This is a genomic window from Plectonema radiosum NIES-515, from assembly GCF_025753815.1.
Taxonomy (GTDB): domain Bacteria; phylum Cyanobacteriota; class Cyanobacteriia; order Cyanobacteriales; family Nostocaceae; genus Hassallia; species Hassallia radiosum_A.
In genome coordinates, this window is the sequence record NZ_JAOWRF010000195.1 from 1 (window position 1) to 23340 (window position 23340).

At 41.8% G+C, this 23340-nt stretch carries 26 protein-coding genes, 1 pseudogene and 1 riboswitch; of the genes and pseudogenes, 13 read left to right on the top strand and 14 right to left on the bottom strand.

The features are described from left to right. Positions 1-14 precede the first annotated feature (14 nt). Complete coding sequence (locus OGM63_RS13165) at positions 15-299, bottom strand: TRADD-N-associated membrane domain-containing protein (protein WP_263746031.1); 285 nt, start codon at positions 297-299, stop codon at positions 15-17. A 608-nt stretch (positions 300-907) separates the two neighbouring features. Here OGM63_RS13165 and OGM63_RS13170 point away from each other — a divergent pair. Next, complete coding sequence (locus OGM63_RS13170) at positions 908-2188, top strand: pentapeptide repeat-containing protein (RefSeq protein ID WP_263746032.1); 1281 nt, start codon at positions 908-910, stop codon at positions 2186-2188. Positions 2189-2620: 432 nt separating this feature from the next. Here the strand turns inward: OGM63_RS13170 and OGM63_RS13175 are convergent, their stop codons facing one another. The 5 genes from OGM63_RS13175 to OGM63_RS13195 form a co-directional block, all read right to left on the bottom strand. Beyond that, positions 2621-2845 carry a DUF433 domain-containing protein gene (locus tag OGM63_RS13175; protein WP_263746033.1) on the bottom strand — a complete coding sequence of 75 codons (225 nt, stop codon included), beginning with the start codon at positions 2843-2845 and terminating at the stop codon, positions 2621-2623. Positions 2846-3205: 360 nt separating this feature from the next. Continuing rightward, positions 3206-3544, bottom strand: coding sequence for a DUF5615 family PIN-like protein (locus OGM63_RS13180; RefSeq protein ID WP_263746034.1), 339 nt, complete (start codon positions 3542-3544; stop codon positions 3206-3208). Next, positions 3541-3765, bottom strand: coding sequence for a DUF433 domain-containing protein (locus OGM63_RS13185; RefSeq protein WP_263746035.1), 225 nt, complete (start codon positions 3763-3765; stop codon positions 3541-3543). The genes OGM63_RS13180 and OGM63_RS13185 overlap by 4 nt, the downstream gene beginning before the upstream one ends. A 110-nt stretch (positions 3766-3875) precedes the next feature. Then, positions 3876-5081, bottom strand: coding sequence for a precorrin-6y C5,15-methyltransferase (decarboxylating) subunit CbiE (gene cbiE / locus OGM63_RS13190; protein WP_263746036.1), 1206 nt, complete (start codon positions 5079-5081; stop codon positions 3876-3878). A gap of 111 nt (positions 5082-5192) precedes the next feature. Further along, complete coding sequence (locus OGM63_RS13195) at positions 5193-6371, bottom strand: RNA-guided endonuclease InsQ/TnpB family protein (RefSeq protein ID WP_263746037.1); 1179 nt, start codon at positions 6369-6371, stop codon at positions 5193-5195. Between the two features lie 88 nt (positions 6372-6459). Here OGM63_RS13195 and tnpA point away from each other — a divergent pair, with 88 nt between their 5' ends. Further along, positions 6460-6855 (top strand): IS200/IS605 family transposase, encoded by a 396-nt coding sequence (gene tnpA / locus OGM63_RS13200; RefSeq protein ID WP_263746038.1) that lies wholly within the window; start codon positions 6460-6462, stop codon positions 6853-6855. 277 nt (positions 6856-7132) lie between these two features. Here tnpA and OGM63_RS13205 read toward each other — a convergent pair whose 3' ends face one another. Then, positions 7133-7408 carry a hypothetical protein gene (locus OGM63_RS13205; RefSeq protein ID WP_263746039.1) on the bottom strand — a complete coding sequence of 92 codons (276 nt, stop codon included), beginning with the start codon at positions 7406-7408 and terminating at the stop codon, positions 7133-7135. A 164-nt stretch (positions 7409-7572) separates the two neighbouring features. Further along, positions 7573-8304, bottom strand: a complete 732-nt coding sequence (locus OGM63_RS13210) for a Uma2 family endonuclease (protein ID WP_263746040.1) — start codon at positions 8302-8304, stop codon at positions 7573-7575. A 336-nt stretch (positions 8305-8640) separates the two neighbouring features. Then, positions 8641-8731: riboswitch (adenosylcobalamin-variant (AdoCbl-variant) riboswitch) on the top strand. 58 nt (positions 8732-8789) lie between these two features. On the opposite strand from OGM63_RS13210, the gene cobG reads away from it, so the two are divergent. The 5 genes from cobG to OGM63_RS13235 all read left to right on the top strand — a co-directional run bounded on the left by cobG (position 8790) and on the right by OGM63_RS13235 (position 12967). Continuing rightward, positions 8790-10241: a precorrin-3B synthase gene (gene cobG, locus OGM63_RS13215; RefSeq protein ID WP_263746041.1), complete on the top strand. Its 1452-nt coding sequence runs from the start codon at positions 8790-8792 to the stop codon at positions 10239-10241. Positions 10242-10244: 3 nt separating this feature from the next. Further along, positions 10245-10871 (top strand): precorrin-8X methylmutase, encoded by a 627-nt coding sequence (locus tag OGM63_RS13220; RefSeq protein ID WP_263746042.1) that lies wholly within the window; start codon positions 10245-10247, stop codon positions 10869-10871. Positions 10872-10873: 2 nt separating this feature from the next. Then, positions 10874-11575 (top strand): precorrin-2 C(20)-methyltransferase, encoded by a 702-nt coding sequence (locus OGM63_RS13225; RefSeq protein WP_263746043.1) that lies wholly within the window; start codon positions 10874-10876, stop codon positions 11573-11575. Positions 11576-12082: 507 nt separating this feature from the next. Beyond that, positions 12083-12397: a hypothetical protein gene (locus tag OGM63_RS13230; protein ID WP_263746044.1), complete on the top strand. Its 315-nt coding sequence runs from the start codon at positions 12083-12085 to the stop codon at positions 12395-12397. Positions 12398-12730: 333 nt separating this feature from the next. Continuing rightward, a complete protein-coding gene (locus OGM63_RS13235; protein WP_263746045.1) occupies positions 12731-12967 on the top strand; it encodes a DUF4327 family protein in 237 nt (78 codons plus the stop codon). 632 nt (positions 12968-13599) lie between these two features. On the opposite strand, the gene OGM63_RS13240 is transcribed toward OGM63_RS13235, so the two are convergent. Beyond that, positions 13600-13953 (bottom strand): hypothetical protein, encoded by a 354-nt coding sequence (locus tag OGM63_RS13240; protein ID WP_263746046.1) that lies wholly within the window; start codon positions 13951-13953, stop codon positions 13600-13602. Positions 13954-14417: 464 nt separating this feature from the next. Here OGM63_RS13240 and cdf31 point away from each other — a divergent pair, with 464 nt between their 5' ends. After that, the gene (gene cdf31 / locus OGM63_RS13245) at positions 14418-15305 is read left to right on the top strand and encodes a CDF family zinc efflux transporter Cdf31 (RefSeq protein ID WP_263746047.1); all 888 of its coding nucleotides are present in this window, start codon (positions 14418-14420) and stop codon (positions 15303-15305) included. Between the two features lie 55 nt (positions 15306-15360). Further along, entirely contained in the window at positions 15361-16008 is a 648-nt protein-coding gene (locus OGM63_RS13250) for a DNA-3-methyladenine glycosylase family protein (RefSeq protein WP_263746048.1), read from the top strand. A gap of 231 nt (positions 16009-16239) precedes the next feature. On the opposite strand, the gene OGM63_RS13255 is transcribed toward OGM63_RS13250, so the two are convergent. Next, positions 16240-16401: a hypothetical protein gene (locus OGM63_RS13255; RefSeq protein WP_263746049.1), complete on the bottom strand. Its 162-nt coding sequence runs from the start codon at positions 16399-16401 to the stop codon at positions 16240-16242. A 75-nt stretch (positions 16402-16476) separates the two neighbouring features. Next, the gene (locus tag OGM63_RS13260; RefSeq protein WP_263746050.1) at positions 16477-16644 is read right to left on the bottom strand and encodes a hypothetical protein; all 168 of its coding nucleotides are present in this window, start codon (positions 16642-16644) and stop codon (positions 16477-16479) included. Positions 16645-16764: 120 nt separating this feature from the next. Between OGM63_RS13260 and OGM63_RS13265 the strand changes: the two genes are divergently transcribed. Next, positions 16765-17724 (top strand): RNA-guided endonuclease InsQ/TnpB family protein, encoded by a 960-nt coding sequence (locus OGM63_RS13265; RefSeq protein WP_511041089.1) that lies wholly within the window; start codon positions 16765-16767, stop codon positions 17722-17724. Further along, positions 17667-17921 carry a zinc ribbon domain-containing protein gene (locus OGM63_RS13270; RefSeq protein WP_263746051.1) on the top strand — a complete coding sequence of 85 codons (255 nt, stop codon included), beginning with the start codon at positions 17667-17669 and terminating at the stop codon, positions 17919-17921. The genes OGM63_RS13265 and OGM63_RS13270 overlap by 58 nt, the downstream gene beginning before the upstream one ends. A gap of 18 nt (positions 17922-17939) precedes the next feature. On the opposite strand, the gene OGM63_RS13275 is transcribed toward OGM63_RS13270, so the two are convergent. Beyond that, positions 17940-18269 (bottom strand): hypothetical protein, encoded by a 330-nt coding sequence (locus tag OGM63_RS13275; RefSeq protein ID WP_263746052.1) that lies wholly within the window; start codon positions 18267-18269, stop codon positions 17940-17942. Then, complete coding sequence (locus OGM63_RS13280) at positions 18259-18477, bottom strand: hypothetical protein (RefSeq protein WP_263746053.1); 219 nt, start codon at positions 18475-18477, stop codon at positions 18259-18261. Before OGM63_RS13280 ends, OGM63_RS13275 begins: the two co-directional genes overlap by 11 nt. Positions 18478-18762: 285 nt before the next feature. On the opposite strand from OGM63_RS13280, the gene gatB reads away from it, so the two are divergent. Together gatB and argJ are read left to right on the top strand one after the other, a co-directional pair. Further along, complete coding sequence (gene gatB, locus OGM63_RS13285; protein WP_263746054.1) at positions 18763-20238, top strand: Asp-tRNA(Asn)/Glu-tRNA(Gln) amidotransferase subunit GatB; 1476 nt, start codon at positions 18763-18765, stop codon at positions 20236-20238. A 950-nt stretch (positions 20239-21188) separates the two neighbouring features. After that, on the top strand, positions 21189-22502 hold the full coding sequence (gene argJ / locus OGM63_RS13290) for a bifunctional ornithine acetyltransferase/N-acetylglutamate synthase (protein ID WP_263746055.1): 1314 nt from the start codon (positions 21189-21191) through the stop codon (positions 22500-22502). A 551-nt stretch (positions 22503-23053) separates the two neighbouring features. Here the strand turns inward: argJ and OGM63_RS13295 are convergent. Continuing rightward, positions 23054-23340 (bottom strand): annotated as a pseudogene (locus tag OGM63_RS13295) (photosystem II q(b) protein); the annotation flags it as partial.

Consider the following 23340-nt stretch of genomic DNA (forward strand, 5'->3'; position numbering starts at 1 on the left):
CTCCCCCTCCCCCTCTACTTCTCGCTTTCGTTTATTTCTGCTAAAACCTTGTCAAGTCTATCGTTTGCGTCTTTAGCGAGAGATATGCAACATACACTTGAAGCCAAACCTCCAGCAGCAGCAACTGTTCCTTCTGGAACTTTATTTGACAAAATTAGTCCAGCACCCACGAGGCTAACAAAGAAAGATACTGTGGTGGCAATCAAGGCAAGGTTAAAACTGTAACGTCCTTGACGCAAGCGTTCTTGGGCAATGCTTAATTCGATTGTGGAGTGGTTAGGGGTTAGCTTGTTATTCATGGATTTTGCTCTCGGATTTAAGTTTCATACTTATAATGTCGAGCCAAATCCTGGAAATACTGACTAGGCAATGATTGTGTTGTAAATCACTTGTGTGTTTTCTATGATTGTCGTATGCCTTAGTACAGGATTTCACAAGTTCGTAGCGAATTCTCTGCGTGCCTCTGCGCTTACCTCTGCGCCCCTCTGCGTTTAAATTTCAACCCTCAATTCGCCACGATTTTACGCTCTTCTGTACTTAGTTGCGATCGCATAATACAATTTTTTGTGATGTTGCTGATTTGAAATATGAAGAAAGAAATTTTTACGGATGATTCTAACATTAAAACCCGCCTTTGTAGAGACGTTCCGGCGGAACGTCTCTAGCAATAATTAGGAATTTCATATTAATATTCAGCAACGCCCAATTTTTTGTGATGTTGCGTTTAATCCTCTCAGGCTGGAAGCCTGGGGCTATACGAACAAAGCCTGACGACCCAGGCTAAGGCACCTTGAATTGTTGGACGGTGCCGTACTCTCGCAGCTAACGCACTCTACTATGTTCTATGATTGTCTTATGCTTTAGTTGTTATTGCGTAAATACTCGCAGATAAAAAGTTAGCTAAACTATGACAGACTCTAGCCTTGCCAGGAAAAGGAAGAAAGTAACTTACACAGCCTCTACACAAGGTATAGAGAGGGCAGAAAAAGCCTTGAAAAGGCTAGGGTTTGAGTCAAAAAGTAATTTCGCACAATCTCAACTTTTATCTCGCAGTACAGTTACAAAATTTTTTCAATGCCAGCCAATTCAGCTTGATTCTTTTAAAAGGATATGTAAGGCACTGACATTGAATTGGGCAGAAGTTGCGCGGATAATAGAAGAAGGACAATCACAAGGTTTAGAAAGAAATAATTACAGTAGCCCTGATACTGATGAGGTGGTACAAGTGCAAGCAGTTCACCGTCAAGTAACTGTAGTAGATAAACAAAGTAAAAAAATAAAAGCGGTTATTGTATTAGAAGGCGATATAAATTCAGTTAATAGTGATTTGAAAGTATCCCTGGAATTAGCTTTACTAACATATCCAGGAGACACTATAAAAATTACAGATATTCAAGCAGGCAGTATTCGATTAATTGTAGAGGGTTCTCAAGAGGATATCGAATGGCTTGTATCTCGTATTCAATCAGGAGGACTAACAGAATTAAGCGGTTTTCCTGTTGAAGATATTCAAATTTTGAACGAGAGTTTAGATGATGAAGAAAACGATGAACTGAATGATAAATGGCATTTAGTGCAGGAGATTGTCAATCACGCAGTTGAGGGTCGAAACCTGAGAAATGCTGACCTAAGTGATGCCGACCTGATTGGTGTCAACCTGAGTGGTGCCGACCTGAGTGGTGCCGACCTGAGTGGTGCCGACCTGATTGGTGCCAACCTGATTATTGCCAACCTGAGTGGTGCCAAACTGAGTGGTGCCGACCTGATTGGTGCCGACCTGATTGGTGCCAACCTGAGTGGTGTCAATCTGATTGGTGCTGACCTGATTGGTGCCAACCTGAGTGGTGCCAATCTGATTGGTGCTGACCTGATTGGTGCCAACCTGAGTGGTGCCAAGCTGAGTGGTGCCAACCTGATTAGTACCGACCTGAGTCATGCCTACCTGGGTGGTGCCAAACTGAGAGATGCCAACCTGAGAGGTGCCAACCTCATGGGTGCCAACCTGATTGGTGCCAACTTGAGTGGTGCCAACCTGAGTGATGTCAACCTAAGTGATGTGAATGTAAAAAATGCTCGATTCGGAAATAATCAAGGAATTTCTGAAGCCATAAAACGTGATCTAATTCAAAAAGGAGCAATCTTTGCGGATTCTCCTGGCGATCGCTCTTCCATTCTTCTTTCTGGCTAACAATTGTAGTTGTTGGGCGATCGCTCGTCCATTCTTCTTCTTCACTAACAATTGTAGTTGTTGTGCGATCGCTCTTCCATTCTTCTTCTTCAATAACAATTGTAGTTATTGTGCGATCGCTCCTCCATTCTCCTTCCTCACTAACAATTGTAGTTGTTGGGCGATCGCTCGTCCATTCTTCTTCTTCACTAACAATTGTAGTTGTTGTGCGATCGCTCTTCCATTCTTCTTCTTCAATAACAATTGTAGTTATTGTGCGATCGCTCTGAAGTTCTTCTTCCTCACTAAGGATTCTAGTTGTTATATCATGGGAACGCAAATCACACATACTGTAAAGACGTTCCACCGGAACGTCTCTACGACGGTTGCGATGTTTTTGTTACTGTTAATTTTTGGACATAATATCAGAGAGGTTTTTGTCTAAAAGCAGTTTCACAGAGATGCCACGAATAACTTTTTCTCACGATCTGCGGCAAAAGCCAGACAAGCTTTGATATCTTCTGAGGTCAGTTCAGAAAAGTCTACCAAAATCTCTTCTTCGCTCATGCAACTTGCAAGATATTCTAAGATATCGTAGACAGTGATTCGCATTCCGCGAATGCAGGGTTTACCACTACGTTTGCCCGGTTCAATTGTGATGATGTCGTGGTAATTCATATTGCAGGGATGTTTGCTTGTGTCTATAGTAATAGACATAGGAGTGAAAATTAATTATGCATTGTCCAAAACCCTTGTAGAGACGCGAAATTTCGCGTCTCTACAAGGTTTCGGATAGTACAAACAATCCCTCAAAATCAAATTGACAGACTAGTAGTCTGTCCCGTTAATTTTGAGGAGTTATATCATGTCCGGTTAATTGCCTATATTGTAGAGACGTTCCATCGGAACGTCTCTACGAGGGTTGCAATGTTTTTATTGATGTTAATTAAGCGGACACGATCTTATAGATCCCCGACAACTTTTACGAAGTCGGGGATCTGAATACCCGCGACCCATTAAAACTTATGGGACAGACCACTAGTCTCCGCTGATTTCTACTAATGTCTCACCAGCCGCTAAAAGTTCTAAGGCTCTAGGTAACGTCTCGCTCAGAATCTGGCACAACCGAGCATTAGAGGTATTGCCACAAGTCAACCAAATAATTTGTGGCGGCGAACCAAGCCGCTCAACCAGATCCACAAAGTCGCTGTCCTTAGTCATCACAACGCATTTCTGGGCTTTTGCTGAAGAGAAAATTTCCGGATCTTCAGCGTCTCTTAGCCCAAGATCGCGTAAGGCTACTGCTTCAACGCCAAATGTGCTGGTAATCCAGGTTGCAATTGCCGGGGATAGGTGTGCATCTACCCAGATTGTCATGCCACTAAAATCGGGTGATTAAGTTTTCGTGAGGCATATAAAAGTGATGCCTTCAGATCATCCGCCTCAAGATCAGGCATTTCTTCTAAAATTTCTCCTGCACTTAGACCTGCTGCAAATAAATCGAGTATATCTGACACTCGAATTCTCATCCCTCGGATGCAGGGGCGACCGCCGCACTGTCGAGGATTAACTGTAATTCTTGAAAGTAGTTCTGCCATTAAAGGTAGCTCTCACAACATTTATCTCTATTGTGAACGAGAGATAAAAGGGTTTCAACTGACAGTATTAAATGATTATCTTATTGCTGATTTTATTTTTTGGAAGTCCCTTACTTCACCACTACCCACTGTGTAACAGGCGCCATCGCTTTCCAACCCAAAAATTTACCGACGGGTTCCGCTCGTTGAATTGCGATGCGAGTTAATGTCCCACCTACTTGATTGTGCCATTGCAGCAGCTTTTGTTCGCTCTCGACAGTTACAGCATTGGCAACGAAGCGTCCACCAGATTTAAGGGAATGCCAACAAATATCAAATATTCCGTCTGCTGTAGCTCCACCCCCAATAAATATCGCATCGGGTGGTTCTAAATCTTGAAGTGCAGCAGGAGCCTCACCTGAAATTATACACAAATTTGGTGTACCCAGAGCGGCGGCATTATCAGTAATGTAGCGCAATCGTGAGGGATTTTGTTCGATCGCGATCGCTCGACAACGATAATCACTCCGCATCCATTCAATGCTAATCGAACCACAACCTGCACCCACATCCCACAATAATTGTCCCGGTATCGGTGCAAGTGCAGCTAAAGTAACTGCCCTAACTTCATGTTTGGTAAGTTGTCCGTCGTGATGATAAGCTGTATCTGGTAATCCGGGAGTGCGCTTAAGCAGTACAACTGATGAATCTGCAATACATTCAACCGCAATTGTATTTAAATCGGCAAGTTCGCTGATATTCCAAGATGCAGCGATACCCTTAACGATGCGTTCGTGAGTTCCCCCCATACGTTCTAAAACTGTAATTTGGCTATTCCCAAAGCCGCGTTGTACCAACATTTGAGCGACAATAGCAGGGGTTTTTCTGCCTTCACTCAGGATGAGGAGATGCGCTCCTGGATAAATTACCGGATGTAATAAAGAAGGGTCGCGTCCTGTTAAACTTAAAGTCTCTACCTCTGTTAGCGACCATCCCAGACGAGCGCAAGCAAGACTGAAGGATGAAGGACTAGGAATAATCGTCATCTCTGCAATTGGAATTCGTCGTAGTAGCGTTACCCCAATTCCAAAACACATCGGATCGCCACTAGCGAGAACACAAAGCGATTGTCCACGATGAGAGATAATTTCTTCTATAGTATCATTTAGGGGTGAACCCCAAATTAGTTTTTCGCGAAGGTCGCTTTTGGGGAGCATATTTAAATGGCGATCGCCTCCCACTAAAACCTCTGCTTGCTCCACCAAGCTGCGTGCAACCTGGTTTAACCCCAAAACTCCATCTTCACCAATCCCGACTACAGACAGCCATTTTTGCATTTTATCGCCTGTTCATTCAAATAGTATGGTGAAGCCTTCCTGCTTAAAGTGTCTGTCATGAGTTAGCACTTCATTGACACTCCCACACCTTTAAGGTGTGGGATTCTTCTTTCAACCAGTCAACTTGTCTAGAGGAGTTTCCCCACCTAGATAGAGGTTGTTCTGTCCAGAAGCGTTAATTTCGGTATGCCCTACCGTATTTTTAATCCCTTTCGCCAGTATTTGTTTAGCTGCGTTGTGGTCACGATGCATCACTGTTCCGCAAGAATGGCATTTGTGGGTACGAGTGGACAAAGATTTTTTAACTCGTGTCCCACAAACAGAACAATCAAGGGAAGTGTAGTGAGGCGCAACTGCTATTGCCCAAGTATCAAAAATTTTGGCATAGTAGTCTACCCACTCAGTGAATAGCGACCACGAAGCATCACTGATAGATTTAGCTAAATGATGGTTTTTAACCATGTTACGTACCTGCAAGTCCTCATAAACTACCATGTCGTTTGACTGGACTAGAGTTCTTGCTGTCTTAACAGCAAAATCTTTCCTCTGTCTACTTACCTTGAGGTGTCTTTTAGCTAATTTCCTAACAGCTTTCCGGCGATTAGAAGAACCTTTTTTACATTTAGAAGCTTTGCGTTGTTTACGTTTCAAAGACTTCTCGTACTTGCGTAGTAGTCTTGGATTCTCTACTGTCTTACCATCAGAATCAGTATAGAAAAATTCAAGCCCTACATCAATTCCTATTTGCTTTCCGTTATGTTGATGTTGCTCTTTGTGTTCTACGTCAACACAAAATTGACAATAGTAGCCATCAGCACGTTTAACTATTCTAATTCGCTTAATTTGTTTAATAGCGTAGAAACTTAGGTCACGAGTGCCAACCAACTTCAGCCTACCAATATTAAATCCATCACTAAACAACATGTATTTTCTATCATTAGAAAGCTTCCAACCACTAGTTTTGTACTCTACAGAATGACCACGTTTTTTAAATCGTGGGAATCCTTTTTTTCCTGGTTTCTTAGCTTTACAATTATCGTAGAAACGTTTGATAGCAATCCACGCTCTATCAGCAGACGCTTGACGCGCCATAGAGTTAAGCTTATCGGCAAAGTCAAAATATGCAGCTAAAACGGCACAAAGTTTTTGTAGGTCATTCTTACCGACATCTTTATTGTCTAGCCAATGCCTTAGAGCCTTATTGCGGATAAATAAAGCAGTTCTGATAGCTTCATCTATTGAATTGTACTGACTTTGCTTACCTTTCAACTTGGCTTCTAAAACTAGCATCGCTCGACCTTGTGATGACAGAAATAATATAGTACAATATGGTTGATAAGTACAAACTATTGACCAAAACTTTACAAAGACTTTATATATGCCAGGAAACTATAGGCACAAGACGACATCAGTTACTTTGATTAATTACCATTTTGTCTGGATACCAAAAAGGCGCAAAAAAGTATTAGTTGGGAATGTTGCTATAAAGCTTGAGGAGTTGCTTTATGAAAAAACTTCATTGCTAGAGTGTGAGATTCTAGCTCTTGAAATTATGGAAGACCATGTGCATCTTTTTGTTAGCTGTCCTCCTACCTTAGCTCCAGACCAAATTATGTTTAGATTAAAAGGTTATACATCTAGAGTGCTAAGGCAAGAATTCCCGCATTTGTTGAGACTACCTTCAATGTGGACTAGAAGTTATTTCTGCGGAACAGCAGGTGATGCTTCAAGTGAGACAATTAAAAAGTATATTGCCAATCAAAAAACACGATAAAACCGGGACTGCACCGCGCATGTGCTTCACATTCATGAGCGAAAATGCGGTGTGGCTATGCCTCCCGCATTATTCGCGTCCCCACCCCTGAAGGACACACTCATACTAAAAACTTCTTGGGTTTTTAGTATGAGTGTTGGTGGGCTTTCTGCTCCAATACTTGTAACTAAACGAACTGAGAAAAGATTTTTGCTGAAACTGAGAACCCTTATGTGCCATTCATCCCTTGGATTGAATAAAGCAGTCCAATAAAAGGTATCGGCAAAAATTGTTCTCATTATTCTTGCTTTGGTGTTCCGTAAAGATAATGATCAACTTGTGCTGAACCGTCTACGGGTAGCTGAGAAATTACTTCCTCTGGAAGTATGCTCGTGAATTCCTCAAATATTTCCCAAATAGGTTTACTCTTTTGCTCAGGTAGACTAGTAGGTTCAGAGACACTAATGTTTTGCTCTCGTATGAGCTTAGAAAATAACAAAAAGTCCAAAACCTCTTCAACCAAAAAGTCTGGTGCTTGGGCAATTTCTTGAATTAATTGTTCTCTAGCAGTCATTGGATTATCTCGCTTGCCCGCGACGCCGGATAATTTCTTCTATAGTATCATTTAGGGTTTAAGCGCAAATTAATTCTTTGCGATCGCCTTCTGGGAGCATATTTAAATGGTGCCTCCAACTAAAACCTCTGCTTGCTCCACCAAGCTGCTGACTCTGGAGATGTCTATTGACCAGCACTGGGTAAATTATCAGGATCAAGACCGAGCGATCGCAAATACTGTTCCAATTTTTCTGCACGTTGTCGTTCTTGTTCTGCACGTTGTCGTTCTTGTTGAGCAATTTCTTCTGCGTTCAAATAGCGATTACCTTGCTCATCGTACCAAGATAATAGCTCTTGCTCAATACCACTTACAACACCTTGATATCTTCCTATCCCTAGCTTAACTTCTGGCATCCAATAAGGTTCGCCAATTTGCAACTGATAGTTTTTATCTACAAGCTTATATACTTCAAAGGGTTGATGTTGGTCGCGGCGCCAATATTCTCTATTGTAAATAACATAGTACAAAACGCCGAGCTTTGCATAAATCGCCATCTTTTCGTCGTATTCGTCTCCTGGGGTATAAGATACCATCTCCAATGCGAGTATGGGTACTATTCCCGATTCTTCCCAAACTGCATAGCTTTTACGCGATTTTCCCTTTTTTTTGCGTTCAACACCCAAACTTAAAAAGCCATCAGGAACTACAGGTACTTTCGGACTAACTCCTGTAGTGTGATAAACAGCCATATCGACACCAAAGTACCAATCCATGCGATTTGCCCATATCAACGAGAGCAAAAATAGTAAAACGTTGGGCAAAAAATTCTGATCCTCGTTATCCACTGGTGTATCGTCTGAACATGGTAGTTCGTCGGTGCTTGGCAGGGCAATTTTGAGATGATCTGACAGCATAGCTGGAGCGCAGGCGTGGCGTTTAGTTCTTTAATTATAGGTGAGCTGTCGATAATGCACGCGAAAAGTATGTACGCATGAAGGTGCGCTCTGCCTAGACAATTAATCGGTTGATTAGCGTCAATCAAAACTCATGTCTATAATTGACGCTTGTTTTAAGATTTCTAGAAATGACAACGCACTAAATCGAGCGATCGCATCACACAAATTCATCACCAATTAAAATCGAAAAAGCTCTGGGTAACTCTGCGCTACGAGTGCGTTTAAAAAAATGCTGTACTTGTCTTAAAAAAGATTAGACATCCGCCATGCAGTAGCTGAGGAACGTGGTATGCTAGATAAGCTTAAAGTTAGGAAACTCCGGTTAAATTCCGGGACTGTGCCGCAGCTGTAAAAGGTTTACCTGAGTCAGAATGCTAACTCATAGCGGTGTTTAACAGGCACTTATATTATCTATTCCCTGCGTCGCACAGGGACTCACTGCTATGTCATGTCCAAAAAACGAACCAATCACAGATTTTCAATCGGTATGTCCAGGTTTATTCTACGCCACCCCCGCACGAGATGGAATTCTTTCTCGGATTCGGATTCCTGGGGGAATTATTAATAGTCAGCAAGGACGTGCGATCGCAGAATTTGCCGAAAGGTTTGGTGAAGGATATGTTCATGTAACCAACCGAGCAAATTTACAAATCCGGAAAATTCAAGGTATTACCCCAGAAGTTCTCACAACGTTGCAAAAAGTTGGACTTGCAGCAACTTTAACAGAAGTCGATCATCTCCGCAACATTATGGCGAGTCCGACAGCGGGAATTGATTTGTTAGAGTTGATTGATACGCGTCCTTTGGTGAGAGAATTAGATGCATATATCTGCGGACATCCAGAATTAAAAGGATTATCGCCCAAGTTTAGTGTAGGCTTTGATGGGGGTGGGGCAGTATCGATATGTGAGCAGAAGAGCGAAATTGGATTTTGGGCGATCGCCCTAAAAAACAATATTTACTTCCAGCTTATACTAGGCGATGCGACAAATATCTTACTCAAACCAGAAGAATGTTTAAGCGTGGTCGTAGCGATCGCCCAAGTTTATCTGGATAATGTAGATCAAACTTTAACTCGCAAACTCCGTTTGAAACACCTCTTGCAAGATAAAGGTGTCGAATGGTATTTACAGCAAGCTGAACGTTATCTTCCTTTTTCTTTATTAAAGCGATTAAAATCAACTTTAGATAAAAGTATAAATCCCAAGAAATATCATCATCTGGGAGTTCATCCCCAGCGACAGGCAGGACTTTCCTATATTGGAATTATCTTACCGTTGGGACACCTTTCAAGTAAACAACTACACTCTTTAACAAAATTAGCGGAGAATTACGGCTCTGGTTCCCTAAGATTAACACCTTGGCAAAACTTATTAATTTCCGATATTCCTAACTCAAGCATTCCCCACGTCAAAGATGAAATTGAACGCTTGGGTTTAGATTATCGAGCAAATCAGATTCAAGGTTCTCTCGTAGCTTGCACAGGTAAAACAGGCTGTACATCTTCTGCTACCGATACCAAAAAACAAGCTTTAGATTTAGCAGATTATTTGAAAAAGCATATCAGCTTAGATGTACCTGTAAAAATTCACTTTAGCGGATGCCCGAAATCTTGCGCTGATCATGGCAAAAGTGACATTACTTTATTAGGTACTTTGATAGAGAAGGATGAAACATTTGTCGAAGGCTATCACATCTACGTGGGGGATAAAGAGCACCCATTTGGACGTGAGTTATATACCAACGTCTCTATTGCCAAAGTGCCTCAGCAAATTTTACAGATGTTGGAAGTATACCAGATTAAGCGCACCGAGGGATTTGGATCTTTTGGGAAATTTACCAATAGATACACAATCGCCAAATTGCGGCAATTATTTCATGAGGAAGGGCAATAGCCGATGATAGACTATATACGTGATGGTGATGAAATTTATCGGCGTTCCTTCGCGATTATTCGCTCAGAGACGAATCTAAACAGCTTATCTGCGGATTTAGGATCTGTGGCAGTGCGTTTGATTCATACTTGCGGTATGACTGATATTATCACAGATTTAGCTGCTTCAGTCAACGCTGTAGCCGCAGGACGAGCCGCATTGATGGCAGGAAAGCCGATTTTATGCGATTCGCAAATGGTAGCAGAAGGCATCACCCGCAAGCGATTACCAAGAGAAAATCCTGTCATTTGTACGCTTCACCACCCAGAAGTACCAGCTTTCGCAAAAAAAGTCGGAAATACACGTTCAGCAGCAGCTATGGAAATGTGGATACCACACATGGAGAATGCAGTAATTGCTATAGGTAATGCCCCGACTGCACTTTTTCGCTTACTAGAAATGCTTGATGCGGGAGCACCAAAACCAGCCGTAATTCTAGGTTTTCCCGTTGGTTTTGTCGGTGCAGCCGAATCCAAAGCGGCTTTGGCAGCAGATAGCCGGGGCGTGCCTTTTATTACAATACATGGTCGGCGCGGGGGAAGTGCAATGGCAGCAGCCGCCGTGAATGCGATCGCCAAAGAGGAGCAATAATTATGGTAAAGTCTGGTTGTCTGTATGGTATAGGTGTCGGTCCTGGCGATCCGGAACTGATGACCTTAAAAGCGTTGCGGCTTTTGCGGACTGTTCCCGTACTCGCTTATCCGGTATCCTTTGGTAAAAGCCTCGCTCGCTCAATTGTCGCCGAATATCTGCCTGAAGGTCAAATTGAGATTCCCATGCTCTTTCCCTTCAAAATTGACGAGTCTGCTCAACCTCATTATGATAGTGCTGCCCAAAAACTCGCCCACTATCTCAGCGCTGGACAAGATGTAGTTGTACTATGTGAAGGCGATCCGTTTTTTTACGGCACATTTATGTATCTTTATACGCGGTTAGCAGAGCGATTTCCGACGGAAGTGGTTCCCGGTGTATCGTCTGTAATGGCGAGTGCATCAGCTTTAGGGGTACCGTTAACTTATCGCAACGATGCCTTTATGGTGTTATCTGCGATACTTCCGGCTGAGGAACTATTGCCAAAATTAGCCCTTGCGGATGCTGCTGTCATTATCAAGTTGGGTAAACACTTTACAAAAGTTTATAACGTGCTGAAAGAATTGGGATTAGCCCAGAGGGCAAGATTTATTGAAAAAGCCACAATGCCGAATCAGCGGATTGTACCTTTGAATGAAGTTGATCCAACTACGGTGCAATATTTTTCCTTAATTATGATCCCAAGTCAATGGCAGGCAGAATGAAAGTTGGTGATATGATCTAGCATCAGCACTTATAGCGATCGCTATCTAAAAGTCAGATTGAAATCTTTATAGTAAATGTTATGGCGGGAAACTTCACTCTTTTATTTACGTAACTGAAATAACAATGTGATTTGAACAACAATTACTTCCAGGAAATCAGCCAAACACTTTACAGATGTGATCGCTTTACATTTGCTTAAATATGACTATGCCTGCTTCAGGGATATAGTAGTCACACATATATAATTTATGTATCCCTAGCTACTTTATATCGCTTGTCTTTGAGAGTTGGTGAAAGCATTATCCGGGAGCAAACCACTTACAACTAGATATATGAGTTAAGGTTTCGTCACAAAATCAAATAATTAATCATTCCAGACCTCTTTTATCGAGAAAACTTATCAATGTGAAAAAAATTCATATTTACACAATCTAATTGTCAGAAATCAGCTTTTGGTATGAGATTTTTCAATCATTACACCCAAGCAGCTAGGGAAGCTACACCAGATGCTATACATAACTCAAAATAGCGATCGCCACAGCCAAACCAGTGTTAACCTAAAAGCAAATCACCCAACATTGTTACGGTTTTTTACCAAGAGCCATGCTTGTTTCTATCTGACTGAACTGAGATTAACATATGTATATTTATTTAATAAATTATTAACAAATAGTTATCCAAAAGCTTTTGTGCTGTACTTTAACCGTTCTACTTTGCAACAGTTTATACCCTCATTACTGCTAAATATTTCTGGTCTGTTTTACCAGAAAACGGTTTTCCCAGTCTCAGGCACTAGTTTAAGTACATCATTTGATATTTAAATAACTTGCCAAGGAACTAATAACTTCTACCAAATCAGAGATGAAAGCATTCTTCTGCAAAGCTTTTAAATCTTTTTAAGAGAATTTGCACTTTTGATCAACAGGTTACTATAATTACCGAGGTACTATTTTTTCAGACGCATTCAAACTAAATGTTATGAATACTTGACTTTCTTAACATTTCTTGAGATAATTTGAGGATATGTAGCGTCAAAATAAAAATAGTTCCGTATACCAAAATACAAAAGTCCAGCCACAAGATTAATGCTTGTGGTGTTCGTTCCTAAGAAAACTTGGGAATACTAATTAAGTCTAACTTTGTGAGTTAAAACCATGAGTATCAATACGGTGCCTTCTGTTAATTACTACTCTCTGGATGTCATCCAAGACGAAGCACGCCGACTGGTGCAAAAGGGAATGGTGAGCCGACAACAGCCAATATACACACTCTGCCAATACATCCCTGCCAGAGAGTGGGTTTGCGTGGAATGCGAATTAGAAAAATGTGATTTTTTACTGCGCGATCGCATCGGCGATTTGATTGGTCGTGAAAAATGGGAAAACGATTAATCTGTTTTTCTTGTAATCCTCAGTTTTGGAAATGAAAGTGTCTAAATGGATGTGCGGATGTGACAACAGAAGATTTAAGGCTTAATAGTCAAGGATATTCTCTGCTGATAATCGGTCTTTCTGTGATCCATGCCGCTCAATTTCATTATTACAGAAACTCCCTTCGTCTAATTTATACAAAAGCGTCAAGTAGTGCGATCGCATCTTGTGCCCCAAGAGGTTTCATTCATGGAAACTTCTTAAGCGTCTGTTGAAACACACACGGGCTTGTGTCTTGGAGAAACGCTCAAAGGTTAGTACAGGCTGCGCGACAATTCGGATGTTGACAAGGTATTTTCTCTTTGAAAAAGCCTCCTCCTGGTCTCAAACAGGGGGGATAACCTTGCAAGAATGCGAAGGAAGGGCAATTGCAGCACATCCAGTACAACACCTAGAATAGAATTTGTTAATTAAATTACCGGGACGGTTTCTAGTATGGAACTGTTCCGGTAATTTTTCATATCTTATTTCTTTAGACCCTTGGAGCCTTGTTCTGCTAAATAATAACTTCTAAACGCCACCTTGGGGAAGCGGGGAGACCCCCCCCACCTAATTGCCTCCTCCCAACTCCTATGGACGCTCCCACGCTCCTATTAACCCACTTGCTCCAAATACTGATTCACATCTTCGATGACGCGGGTGAGTTCCGCTTCTGTCGTTAGACGGATACTCGCATCACGGATGGTAAGCAGGACTTTAGCAGCGAAGGGTGTAGCCCAGATATTGGGATTACAAAAAATTTCTAAAAATACCTCTCCCGTGTAACGATATTCCATCGGACGCTGGGGAGTAACTTTACCTACATTAGAAGCGCTTTTAGTAGAAACAGCTTTGAGGCTTTCCATCAATTGATCTATCGCTGCTTTTAATTCCCGTGCTGCTTGGGGTGAAAAACTAAAAGAGATAGAGCCTTCAATTAGGTTCAATGTTAGATTGTTTGGGGACATGGGCTATTTATGAGAACATCTTGCTAAAAACAACGAATATCCCCTCTTTAAAGACGGGGTTTATCCCTACAATATTTTCAAGTGCGATCGCTTCATTTCCACGATCTGCTTTTTTCTTAATGGTTTTGCTCTTCGTTCCGTTAATTTAGAGAAAATCCTGCATACCAAGTTAGTTTTGACGCTTCTAGTATGAACTTCCTAAATGTCAACAATACCACTAAAGAATGATTTTTTCGGAAATATTCTTGGTGTTAATGACAAAAAGAAACACTTGCCTAGAAAAAGTAAATAGTAACGTTGATCGGGCTTGTAGCTAATTTTAGTTAAAATTTATGTCAACAATCAGGCGCAATAAGTTTAGTTTATAGAGATATACAATCTTTACTGCGTAAGAGTTTGATACATTAAATTCGTGTTTTAAGTTTTACATTAGAGGTCATAGAACATAATTGTTAAAAAAATCTATGACATACGATAATCGTGCCACGGTGCGAAGGGTGTTAATTATCACCCTGCTACTAAACTTGTTTGTAATGATATTGAAAGCCGTAGTCGGAACCTTGACAGGTTCTCTCAGTTTGCAAGCTGATGCTTTACATAGTGTTACAGATAGCGCCAACAACATATTAGGATTGATTGCGATTAGGTTTTCTTCCCCAAAACCCGATCGCGAGCATCCCTACGGACATCTAAAATTTGAAGCTTTGGGTGCTTTGGGAATTTCCGCTTTTCTCGGAATAGCCTGCTTTGAAATTCTCCAAGGGGCAATTGAAGGAATTATTCAAGGTAGAAACGTGGTAAAAATATCACAATCACAGTTGTGGTTATTACTGCTTGTACTGGGCGTGAATATTTTCGTAGCCTTTTATGAACGCCATGTGGGTAAACGGGTAGGCAGCCCAATTTTGATTGCCGATGCCAAACATACCATGAGCGATGTTTGGGTAACAATTAGTGTAGTAGGTGGTTTGATTGGCGTTTGGTTGGGTTATCAATGGCTGGATTTGGTTTTAGCCTTTCCCGTCGCTTTGTTGGTATTTTGGAGTGGCTGGTCAGTTTTAAAAGAGAATTTACCTTGGCTGGTGGATGAAATGGCGATCGCTCCAGAAGCAATTTATGATATCGCCCTTTGTGTCCCTGGTGTCGTTAATTGTCACGATATCGCTTCTCGCGGTGTTCTTGGTCGCCAAGTTTTCATCGAAATGCATTTAATCGTAGATTCCCCAGAGGTTGAAACCGCACACCAAATCACCGAGGAAGTAGAAAAGCGTTTAGAAGAACGCTTTAGCCCAGTCAGGATTTTAATTCACGTCGAACCACCCTCTTACAAATCTGAGCGAATTAGCTTTTGAGCGCAAATTGAGATAAAAATTTACATTTATCAATTCTTGGCTTCCTTCTGAAGAAATGATGTCAATCTTATCAAGAGAAACTTTAACCGAAGATAATTTTGCTGACGGGTTGAACTTTGTGGTATCACGAGATCCAGACTTGGCGGAAATTTTCACTCGCTTTGGTACACCACCGCTTTGGGTACGTGAACCAGGCTTTTCCACACTTATTCAAATTATTTTAGAACAACAAGTTTCTCTCGCATCCGCAAAAGCAGTTTATACTCGTTTGCAAGCAGCTATATCTCCAATTAATCCAGAGTTATTTCTGCAACTTCATGATGTGGAAATCAAACAAATTGGGTTTAGTCGGCAAAAAACTCTTTACACACGGACACTAGCACAATCTCTCATTGCAGGAGAGCTTGATTTGTCTAGCGTCACCACGATGGAGGATGGAGAAATACGCACTGTGCTCAAAAAAATCAAAGGTATCGGCGATTGGACAGTTGATATATATTTAATGATGGCACTCAGGCGACCAGATAGTTTACCTTCATCTGATTTGGGTTTAATATTAGCAATACAGAAGGTCAAACGATTAGAACATCGTCCAAAACCAGCCGAAATTGAACTTATAGCTGAAATTTGGCGACCTTGGAGAGCGGTAGCCACGCGCTTATTATGGCATTATTATTTAAATCAGCCAAGGACACTCACTTAGTAATTATATTTGGCGTTGCTGATTAAATGTATGAAAATGATTGTGCGCGATATCAAAACCCATGTAGAGACGCGACCGATCGCGTCTCTACATGGGAATTCATACCTGAATTCAGCAATGCCTTATATTTAACTAGTCAAGGTTGGCTTTAAACATATAATCGCGTCAGCAATCAAGGTCAACCTATTTTTAAGCACACCACGCACGCACATTTGACCAGTTCAACACGAATTAGGGAACTAGCTCAAAGCCCATGCCCACATGAGTGAAGTGAGCATCTTTGGTGAGGATTGTTGTAATCTTACATTCTTGCATAACAACCATTGAGGTCAAGTCAGTAAAAGAAATCAGTGGCTTATCGAGAAATTTAGCTTGAAACAGAAGAAGCCCCACATCTGACCTGACTCGTCAGTGTGGGATGAATTCTGGGCAATGAGGAAGTGACCAACGAGCGACATTGAACGCAGTTCAATCAGAAATGTTGGTCGGTGACGAATTGCCAATATTTGCGTCTGGCAAGGAGTCTATTAATTCTTCCATCACTTGAGTCATAGTTTTGTCGGCTTTCGCCGCATATATCTGAAGCTTGCTTAATCTACGCTCAGATATTCTGATTTTTAATGCTTTATTTTTCATTTGTACCCCCAATGTTAGCACATTGATGCTAGCATATAATTAAGGAGGTGAAAAATAAGAACAACATACCAGTACAAACTACGCCCAACAAAACAGCAATCCATAGAAATAGACAGATGGTTGTCTATGCTTTGCGCTCAATATAATTATTTGCTGGCTGATAGGTTCAACTGGTATGAGCATAATCGTTGTCCTATCAACGCTTGTCCGCTTGTTTGTCATCTTCCAGAATTACGAGATAATCCTGATTACTATAGTCAAAAGAAAACTCTACCTAGTCTTAAGAAAACACATCCCCATTACAGTGAAATTTACTCACAAGTTTTGCAGGATGTGGTTAAACGGGTTAAGGTGACTTTCGACCGTTTTTTGAGCGGGGACAGTAACGGTAAACGTAGTGGTAAACCAAGATTTAAACCGCGTGACCGCTATAGAACTTTCACCTATCCACAGATAAAAGATGGATGCTTGCAAGACGATTTAATTAATCTTCCAATGTTTGGCAAGGTTAAAGTTATCTTGCACCGTTCAATACCTAATGGTTTCAAAATCAAAACAGCATCTGTTACCAAAAAAGCGGATGGTTATTATTTAACTCTCAACCTAGAAGATGCGACAGTCCCAACTACTAAGCCTAACTTTAACCCAGAGTCTATAACTGGTATCGATGTCGGATTAAAGGAGTTTTTAACAACATCTGAGAATGAAACTGTTGCTATTCCTCAACATTACCGCAAAGCTCAAAAGCGTTTACGAGTAATTCAAAAACGTGTTTCACGCGGAAAGAAAGGTAGCAAGCGTAGGAGTAAAGCGGTAAAACAGCTAGGCAAGCAACATAAAAAAGTTGCTGACAAACGCAAAGATTTTCATTTCAAAACTGCAAACAATCTATTGAAAAAATATGATGTTATAGCAGTTGAAGATTTGAACATAAAAGGACTTGCACGAACACGATTAGCTAAGTCTGTAACGGACGCTGGATGGTCAAGCTTTCTGTCGATATTGATGAACAAAGCCGCGAAATGCGCCACAGGGATACTCCCCGTGGACACTTTCGCGAAAATGCTGGTTTGTTGGTAATCCCAGTCAAAGCGTCTGGCACAAGTCAAGATTGCTCTAATTGTGGTGTGAAAGTTCCTAAGGAGCTACATGTGAGATGGCATGACTGTTCCAACTGTGGATGCAGTCTAGACCGTGACCATAACGCTGCGATAAACATAAAAAATAGGGCGGTAGGGCATTCCGCACTTAAAGCCAAGAGCCTCCGCGCGCGATAGCCGGATTGTCTTGGAAGCCTACACTGTACCCGTCATCGGGTCAGTGTAGGAGATGTCACAACGGAGTACTTGGGTTTGGGCAAAGCGTTCTTCAGTAATGCGGATTAAATAAAAGTTCTCGGCTAAAAAAGCTGACAGCAGCGCTTTCATAGATTGATCGGCTATCGGTGCAGGGAGTCGTCGAAAAAAGAAAGTGAATGTTTCGTCAAGAATGTAGTCAGTTGTATAAATTTGTCCATTTTGAGCAATGGTACGTTGGTAAACTTGTGTGGTTTCTTGGTGATAGCGTTCACTTTTGTCATGGAGCGTAAGCCAACCCCAAGTATCAATAAAAAGCTTAGTCGCCATAAAGTTCATCGTCTAAGTTGGCAGCCAAGGAGCCGTGATATACTGCACCAATGAAGTTTGCCAGGGGATCGCTACTGGAATTGGGGGGGGGGTTGGGATCTGGTGATTTCTGGGTACGTGCAAGCTGCTGAACATACCGCAACACGTCTGCAAGCTGCTGCTCTGGTAGTTGTTCAATCGCTTCAAAAATAGCTTGTTTGGTTGTCATAGCAATGACTTAATGTTGCTTTCTTCTATAAAGTCTACTCTTAGCTAGGACTTCTCTTCATCTGATAAACTTTAATTTCCTGTCTTCGGAAAACTCAGACACAATTACGGAAATTTCAGTGCGATCGCTAGTTATTTTGTCAACTCTTTAAGAAGAATCATCGCCACTCATAACAAAATTGTATTATCAAAACTAAGCCTCCCCCGCAATAACCGTCTTCAGACCAAGTAAATAGCAGTCTACAATAGTAGCCTAAAGAAGGATTATGCCCAAACAAGTGATTATATGACTTCAATTGCTCTTGTAAAAACTGAGTACGAAGCGATTATTGGTCTAGAAACCCATTGTCAGCTGAGTACTAACACCAAGATTTTCTCTAATAGTTCTACGGCTTTTGGTGCTGACCCCAATACTAATATTGACCCGGTTTGTATGGGTCTACCTGGGGTATTACCCGTACTCAACGAAAAAGTATTAGAATTCGCTGTGAAAGCGGGTTTAGCCCTAAATTGCCAAATCGCTAAATATAGCAAGTTTGACCGCAAACAGTATTTTTATCCGGATTTACCGAAAAATTACCAAATTTCTCAATACGACTTGCCGATCGCTGAACATGGGTGGTTAGAAATTGAGTTAGTCGATGCTGATGGTAATCCGATGCGGAAAAAAATCGGCGTCACTCGTCTGCACATGGAAGAAGATGCCGGAAAATTAGTCCACGCAGGAAGCGATCGCCTGAATGGTTCTACTTATTCTCTGGTAGACTACAATCGAGCCGGTATACCTTTGATCGAAATTGTCTCCGAACCAGATTTGCGTTCCGGACAAGAAGCTGCTGAATATGCTCAAGAATTACGTCGCATTGTCCGTTATATCGGTGTAAGCGATGGTAACATGCAAGAAGGTTCTCTCCGCTGTGATGTCAACATCTCTGTGCGTCCCATTGGACAAAAAGAGTTTGGCACGAAGGTGGAAATTAAGAACATGAACTCTTTCAACGCCATCCAAAGAGCGATAGAATACGAAATTGAACGCCAAACAGCCGCAGTAGAAGCAGGCGATCGCATTATCCAAGAAACTCGTCTTTGGGAAGAAACTTCTCAACGCACTATTAGTATGCGTATTAAAGAAGGAAGCAGCGATTATCGCTATTTCCCAGAACCAGATTTAGCACCAATTGAGGTAACAAACCAACAATTAGCATCTTGGCTTAGTACACTACCAGAATTACCAGCCGCAAAACGTCATCGTTATGAATCTGATTTGGGACTTTCTCCTTACGATGCACGGGTGTTGACAGAGGAAACTACTGTTGCTGCATATTTTGAAGAAGCGATCGCACTTGGTGCAAATCCCAAACAAGCTGCTAACTGGATTATGGGCGATATCGCCGCATACCTCAACAAGCAAAAACTCAGCATCAGCGAAATTGCCCTGACTCCTACCAATCTAGCAAAACTTATCACCCTCATTGAAAAGGGTACCATCGGCAGCAACAAAGCGAAAGAGAAATTACCAGAGTTGCTAGCTGGTAATTCTCCCGATGAAGTATTTAAAGGGGAAGAGAAAATCTCTGACGCTAGCGTACTCGATCCCATTATCGACCAAATTATCGCCGCCAATCCCAAGGAACTAGAAAAATACAAAAGCGGTAAAACCAACCTCAAAGGCTTTTTTGTCGGACAAGTTCTCAAACAAACTGCTGGACGTGCCGATCCAAAACTGACTAACGAATTAGTAGATCAAAAGTTGAATAACTAGTGAAGTCCCCTAGGAGACAATAAGAATAATTCTTTCCCCCCATCCCCCTCTTTCCCACTCAAAAGCACTCCCCCTCTTAAGTGTATTTTCCCAGATAATTCTTCACAATAACTCGATCAAAGGCGCAGAAAAGATGGGTGTAACACCTCAGTTCAAAAATTCTCTAATGTGATGTTTTCCACACTGATGATTTGGAGAGTCACCCAAGTAGCTCTCCCTTTTTCATATTTGTGGTTTTGGCAGAAATTGCATCATCAGATTTTGACAAAAAACTTAGTGGGGGGTATTGCACCTCAGTCTAAATATGGTAGTATATGTTAAGTAGATGCACCCTGATGATTTGGAGAGCCACCCAAGTAGCTCTCCTTTTTCATATTTGTGGTTTTGGCAGAAATTGCATCATCAGATTTTGACAAAAAACTTAGTGGGGGGTATTGCACCTCAGTCTAAATATGGTAATATATGTTAAGTAGATGCACCCTGATGATTTGGAGAGCCACCCAAGTAGCTCTCCTTTTTCGTATTTGTGGTTTTGGCAGAAATTGCATCATCAGATTTTGACAAAAAACTTAGTGGGGGGTATTGCACCTCAGTCTAAATATGGTAGTATATGTTAAGTAGATGCACCCTGATGATTTGGAGAGCCACCCAAGTAGCTCTCCTTTTTCGTATTTGTGGTTTTGGCAGAAATTGCATCATCAGATTTTGACAAAAAACTTAGTAGGGGGGTATTGCACCTCACCCTGCATATGGTAATATATGTTAATTAGATACACCCTGATGATCTGGAGAGCCACCCAAGTAGCTCTCCTTTTTCATATTTGTCCTCAACTTGTCAGCGTTTCAAATAGGCAAGTTATTAATAACTAACAAATTACCACTCCTTGGGTGACGAAGACTTGATATAATCGCCCCTCAAGCGCATAGTAATAGTTGAAGGGATAGGAATAATGAATGACTGGCAGGAAATTACTGGTGGTGTGACAGCACCTAGAGGTTATCGGGCAGCAGGAATTACCGCAGGTTTGAAACCTTCGGGATTGCCGGATTTAGCTTTGATAGTATCAGACGTAGAAGCGATCGCAGCTGGTGTATTCACCATAAGTCAAGTAAAAGCCGCATGTGTAGATTATTGTCGCCAACGCTTGCTCTCAAAGCATAGCGCTCGTGCTATATTGTGCAACGCCGGACAAGCAAATGCGGCAACGGGTAACGAAGGTTGGTTAGATGCCTTAGAATGTGCGATGCTATTAGGGCAAGAGTTAAATATGCCTTCAGAATCGATTTTGCTTGCTTCTACAGGGGTAATCGGTCAAAGAATTAAAATGGAACCTTTGCGGAGTGGGATTGGTAAGCTGGTGGCAGCATTGTCAGAAACAGGCTCAGATGCAGCAGCAGGGGCGATTATCACTACCGACTTAGTAACAAAATCAATCGCTTTAGAAACAAGTATAGGCGATCGCCCGGTGCGAATTGGAGGCATTGCCAAAGGTTCGGGGATGATTCATCCAAATATGGCAACCATGTTAGCGTTCGTTACTTGTGATGCCGCAGTTGCACCTACTTTGTGGCAAGAAATGTTAAGTCGTGCAGCGGATAGAAGCTTTAATTCCATCACCGTCGATGGCGATACTAGCACCAATGATAGCTTGATAGCGCTTGCCAATGGTCAATCTCGCACCCCAGCAATTACCGAAATGGGTGCAGAAGCGGAAAAATTAGAAGCGATGTTAACAGCAGTATGTCAGCATTTAGCGAAAGCGATCGCTCGTGATGGTGAAGGTGCAACTTGTCTGATTGAAGTGCAAGTTAGTGGGGCAAGTAACGAACAAGCAGCGAATCAAATCGCTAAAACCATCGTCGGCTCATCTTTAGTTAAGTCTGCCATATTTGGACGCGATCCAAACTGGGGACGCATCGCTGCTGCTGCCGGACGTGCAGGTATTCCATTTGAGCAAGAAAACCTGCAAATTAAATTAGGGGATTTCTTGATGATGGAGAATGGTCAACCAATACCATTTGATCGCAATGCAGCGAGTGCTTATTTAAAACAAGCAGCAGCGAATGCTTCTAAAGCACAAGATATGATGGCAACAAATATGAGTAATGATTTGTCAGGAGATAGAAGTACAATCAAAGCTCAAAGCCTAGATAATCCCGTGATAATTGCAGTTAGCGTTGGTAATGGACACGGTTCGGGTAAAGCTTGGGGTTGTGATTTGAGTTACGACTATGTGAAAATTAACGCTGAGTATACAACTTAGATTTTGATGAAGGAGCACACAGGAGAAATTTGGCTCAAACGGAAATCGGAAAACCGAGGAGCCAGAAGACATCCTCGAACAAATTGTGGTGCAACGGAAAGTGCAACAGTAACGTGAAGCCTGCGCTGAATCCTTGGTAAATTTTGCTGCGGTGACAGCGCAAATAACACAGCAGTCTCCTCAAGAGGGGATTTCTCTGACTTACTTAGCACTTTATTTGTTGAGGGTCAAAACGATCAACTTTCTTTCACCCTTAAAAGCTATAACGGGCAAGAACTATTCGCAGGCACTAAAAAGGATAAACAGTGGAACGTTCATTCTGACAACCTTAACCCCAATGTCCTAGCAGCAGCTTTGGAAAAATTCTTTAAAGTGACAGGCGATCGCCTAACGAAACGTTCAGATCAAGCAGTACAGGAAATGCTTAAAAAACCGAATGTAGCAGTTGTGCCAGAAGGGACTAATGTTTATCTGCTAAAACACTCATGCGCCCCCGATATATCAGGAGCGCATGAGTGTTATTTATTTAAGTTAAGCTTGTCAAACCAATATTAACCGTTGATAGCAGGTGCTGTTAAAGCTACAGGAGCGAAGTCAGCAGCAGCCAAATCTAGAGGGAAGTTGTGAGCGTTGCGCTCGTGCATTACTTCCATACCTAGGTTAGCGCGGTTGATTACGTCAGCCCATGTGTTGATGACGCGACCACTTGAGTCAATTACTGATTGGTTGAAGTTGAAACCGTTCAGGTTGAAAGCCATTGTGCTTACACCCAAGCTGGTGAACCAGATACCAACCACTGGCCATGCTGCCAAGAAGAAGTGCAGTGAACGGCTGTTGT

Bases quoted from the DNA above. Each gene is read 5' to 3' on its own strand.
- OGM63_RS13175 (WP_263746033.1), bottom strand. From the start codon at position 2,845: ATGAATTACCACGACATCATCACAATTGAACCGGGCAAACGTAGTGGT.
- OGM63_RS13235 (WP_263746045.1), top strand. From the start codon at position 12,731: ATGAGTATCAATACGGTGCCTTCTGTTAATTACTACTCTCTGGATGTC.
- OGM63_RS13205 (WP_263746039.1), bottom strand. From the start codon at position 7,408: ATGACTGCTAGAGAACAATTAATTCAAGAAATTGCCCAAGCACCAGAC.
- OGM63_RS13220 (WP_263746042.1), top strand. From the start codon at position 10,245: ATGATAGACTATATACGTGATGGTGATGAAATTTATCGGCGTTCCTTC.
- OGM63_RS13195 (WP_263746037.1), bottom strand. From the start codon at position 6,371: ATGCTAGTTTTAGAAGCCAAGTTGAAAGGTAAGCAAAGTCAGTACAAT.
- gatB (WP_263746054.1), top strand. From the start codon at position 18,763: ATGACTTCAATTGCTCTTGTAAAAACTGAGTACGAAGCGATTATTGGT.
- OGM63_RS13250 (WP_263746048.1), top strand. From the start codon at position 15,361: ATGATGTCAATCTTATCAAGAGAAACTTTAACCGAAGATAATTTTGCT.
- cbiE (WP_263746036.1), bottom strand. From the start codon at position 5,081: ATGCAAAAATGGCTGTCTGTAGTCGGGATTGGTGAAGATGGAGTTTTG.
- OGM63_RS13170 (WP_263746032.1), top strand. From the start codon at position 908: ATGACAGACTCTAGCCTTGCCAGGAAAAGGAAGAAAGTAACTTACACA.
- argJ (WP_263746055.1), top strand. From the start codon at position 21,189: ATGAATGACTGGCAGGAAATTACTGGTGGTGTGACAGCACCTAGAGGT.
- cdf31 (WP_263746047.1), top strand. From the start codon at position 14,418: ATGACATACGATAATCGTGCCACGGTGCGAAGGGTGTTAATTATCACC.
- OGM63_RS13185 (WP_263746035.1), bottom strand. From the start codon at position 3,765: ATGGCAGAACTACTTTCAAGAATTACAGTTAATCCTCGACAGTGCGGC.
- cobG (WP_263746041.1), top strand. From the start codon at position 8,790: ATGTCATGTCCAAAAAACGAACCAATCACAGATTTTCAATCGGTATGT.
- OGM63_RS13180 (WP_263746034.1), bottom strand. From the start codon at position 3,544: ATGACAATCTGGGTAGATGCACACCTATCCCCGGCAATTGCAACCTGG.
- OGM63_RS13225 (WP_263746043.1), top strand. From the start codon at position 10,874: ATGGTAAAGTCTGGTTGTCTGTATGGTATAGGTGTCGGTCCTGGCGAT.
- tnpA (WP_263746038.1), top strand. From the start codon at position 6,460: ATGCCAGGAAACTATAGGCACAAGACGACATCAGTTACTTTGATTAAT.
- OGM63_RS13210 (WP_263746040.1), bottom strand. From the start codon at position 8,304: ATGCTGTCAGATCATCTCAAAATTGCCCTGCCAAGCACCGACGAACTA.
- OGM63_RS13270 (WP_263746051.1), top strand. From the start codon at position 17,667: ATGCGCCACAGGGATACTCCCCGTGGACACTTTCGCGAAAATGCTGGT.
- OGM63_RS13280 (WP_263746053.1), bottom strand. From the start codon at position 18,477: ATGACAACCAAACAAGCTATTTTTGAAGCGATTGAACAACTACCAGAG.
- OGM63_RS13230 (WP_263746044.1), top strand. From the start codon at position 12,083: ATGCTATACATAACTCAAAATAGCGATCGCCACAGCCAAACCAGTGTT.
- OGM63_RS13260 (WP_263746050.1), bottom strand. From the start codon at position 16,644: ATGAAAAATAAAGCATTAAAAATCAGAATATCTGAGCGTAGATTAAGC.
- OGM63_RS13165 (WP_263746031.1), bottom strand. From the start codon at position 299: ATGAATAACAAGCTAACCCCTAACCACTCCACAATCGAATTAAGCATT.
- OGM63_RS13240 (WP_263746046.1), bottom strand. From the start codon at position 13,953: ATGTCCCCAAACAATCTAACATTGAACCTAATTGAAGGCTCTATCTCT.
- OGM63_RS13275 (WP_263746052.1), bottom strand. From the start codon at position 18,269: ATGGCGACTAAGCTTTTTATTGATACTTGGGGTTGGCTTACGCTCCAT.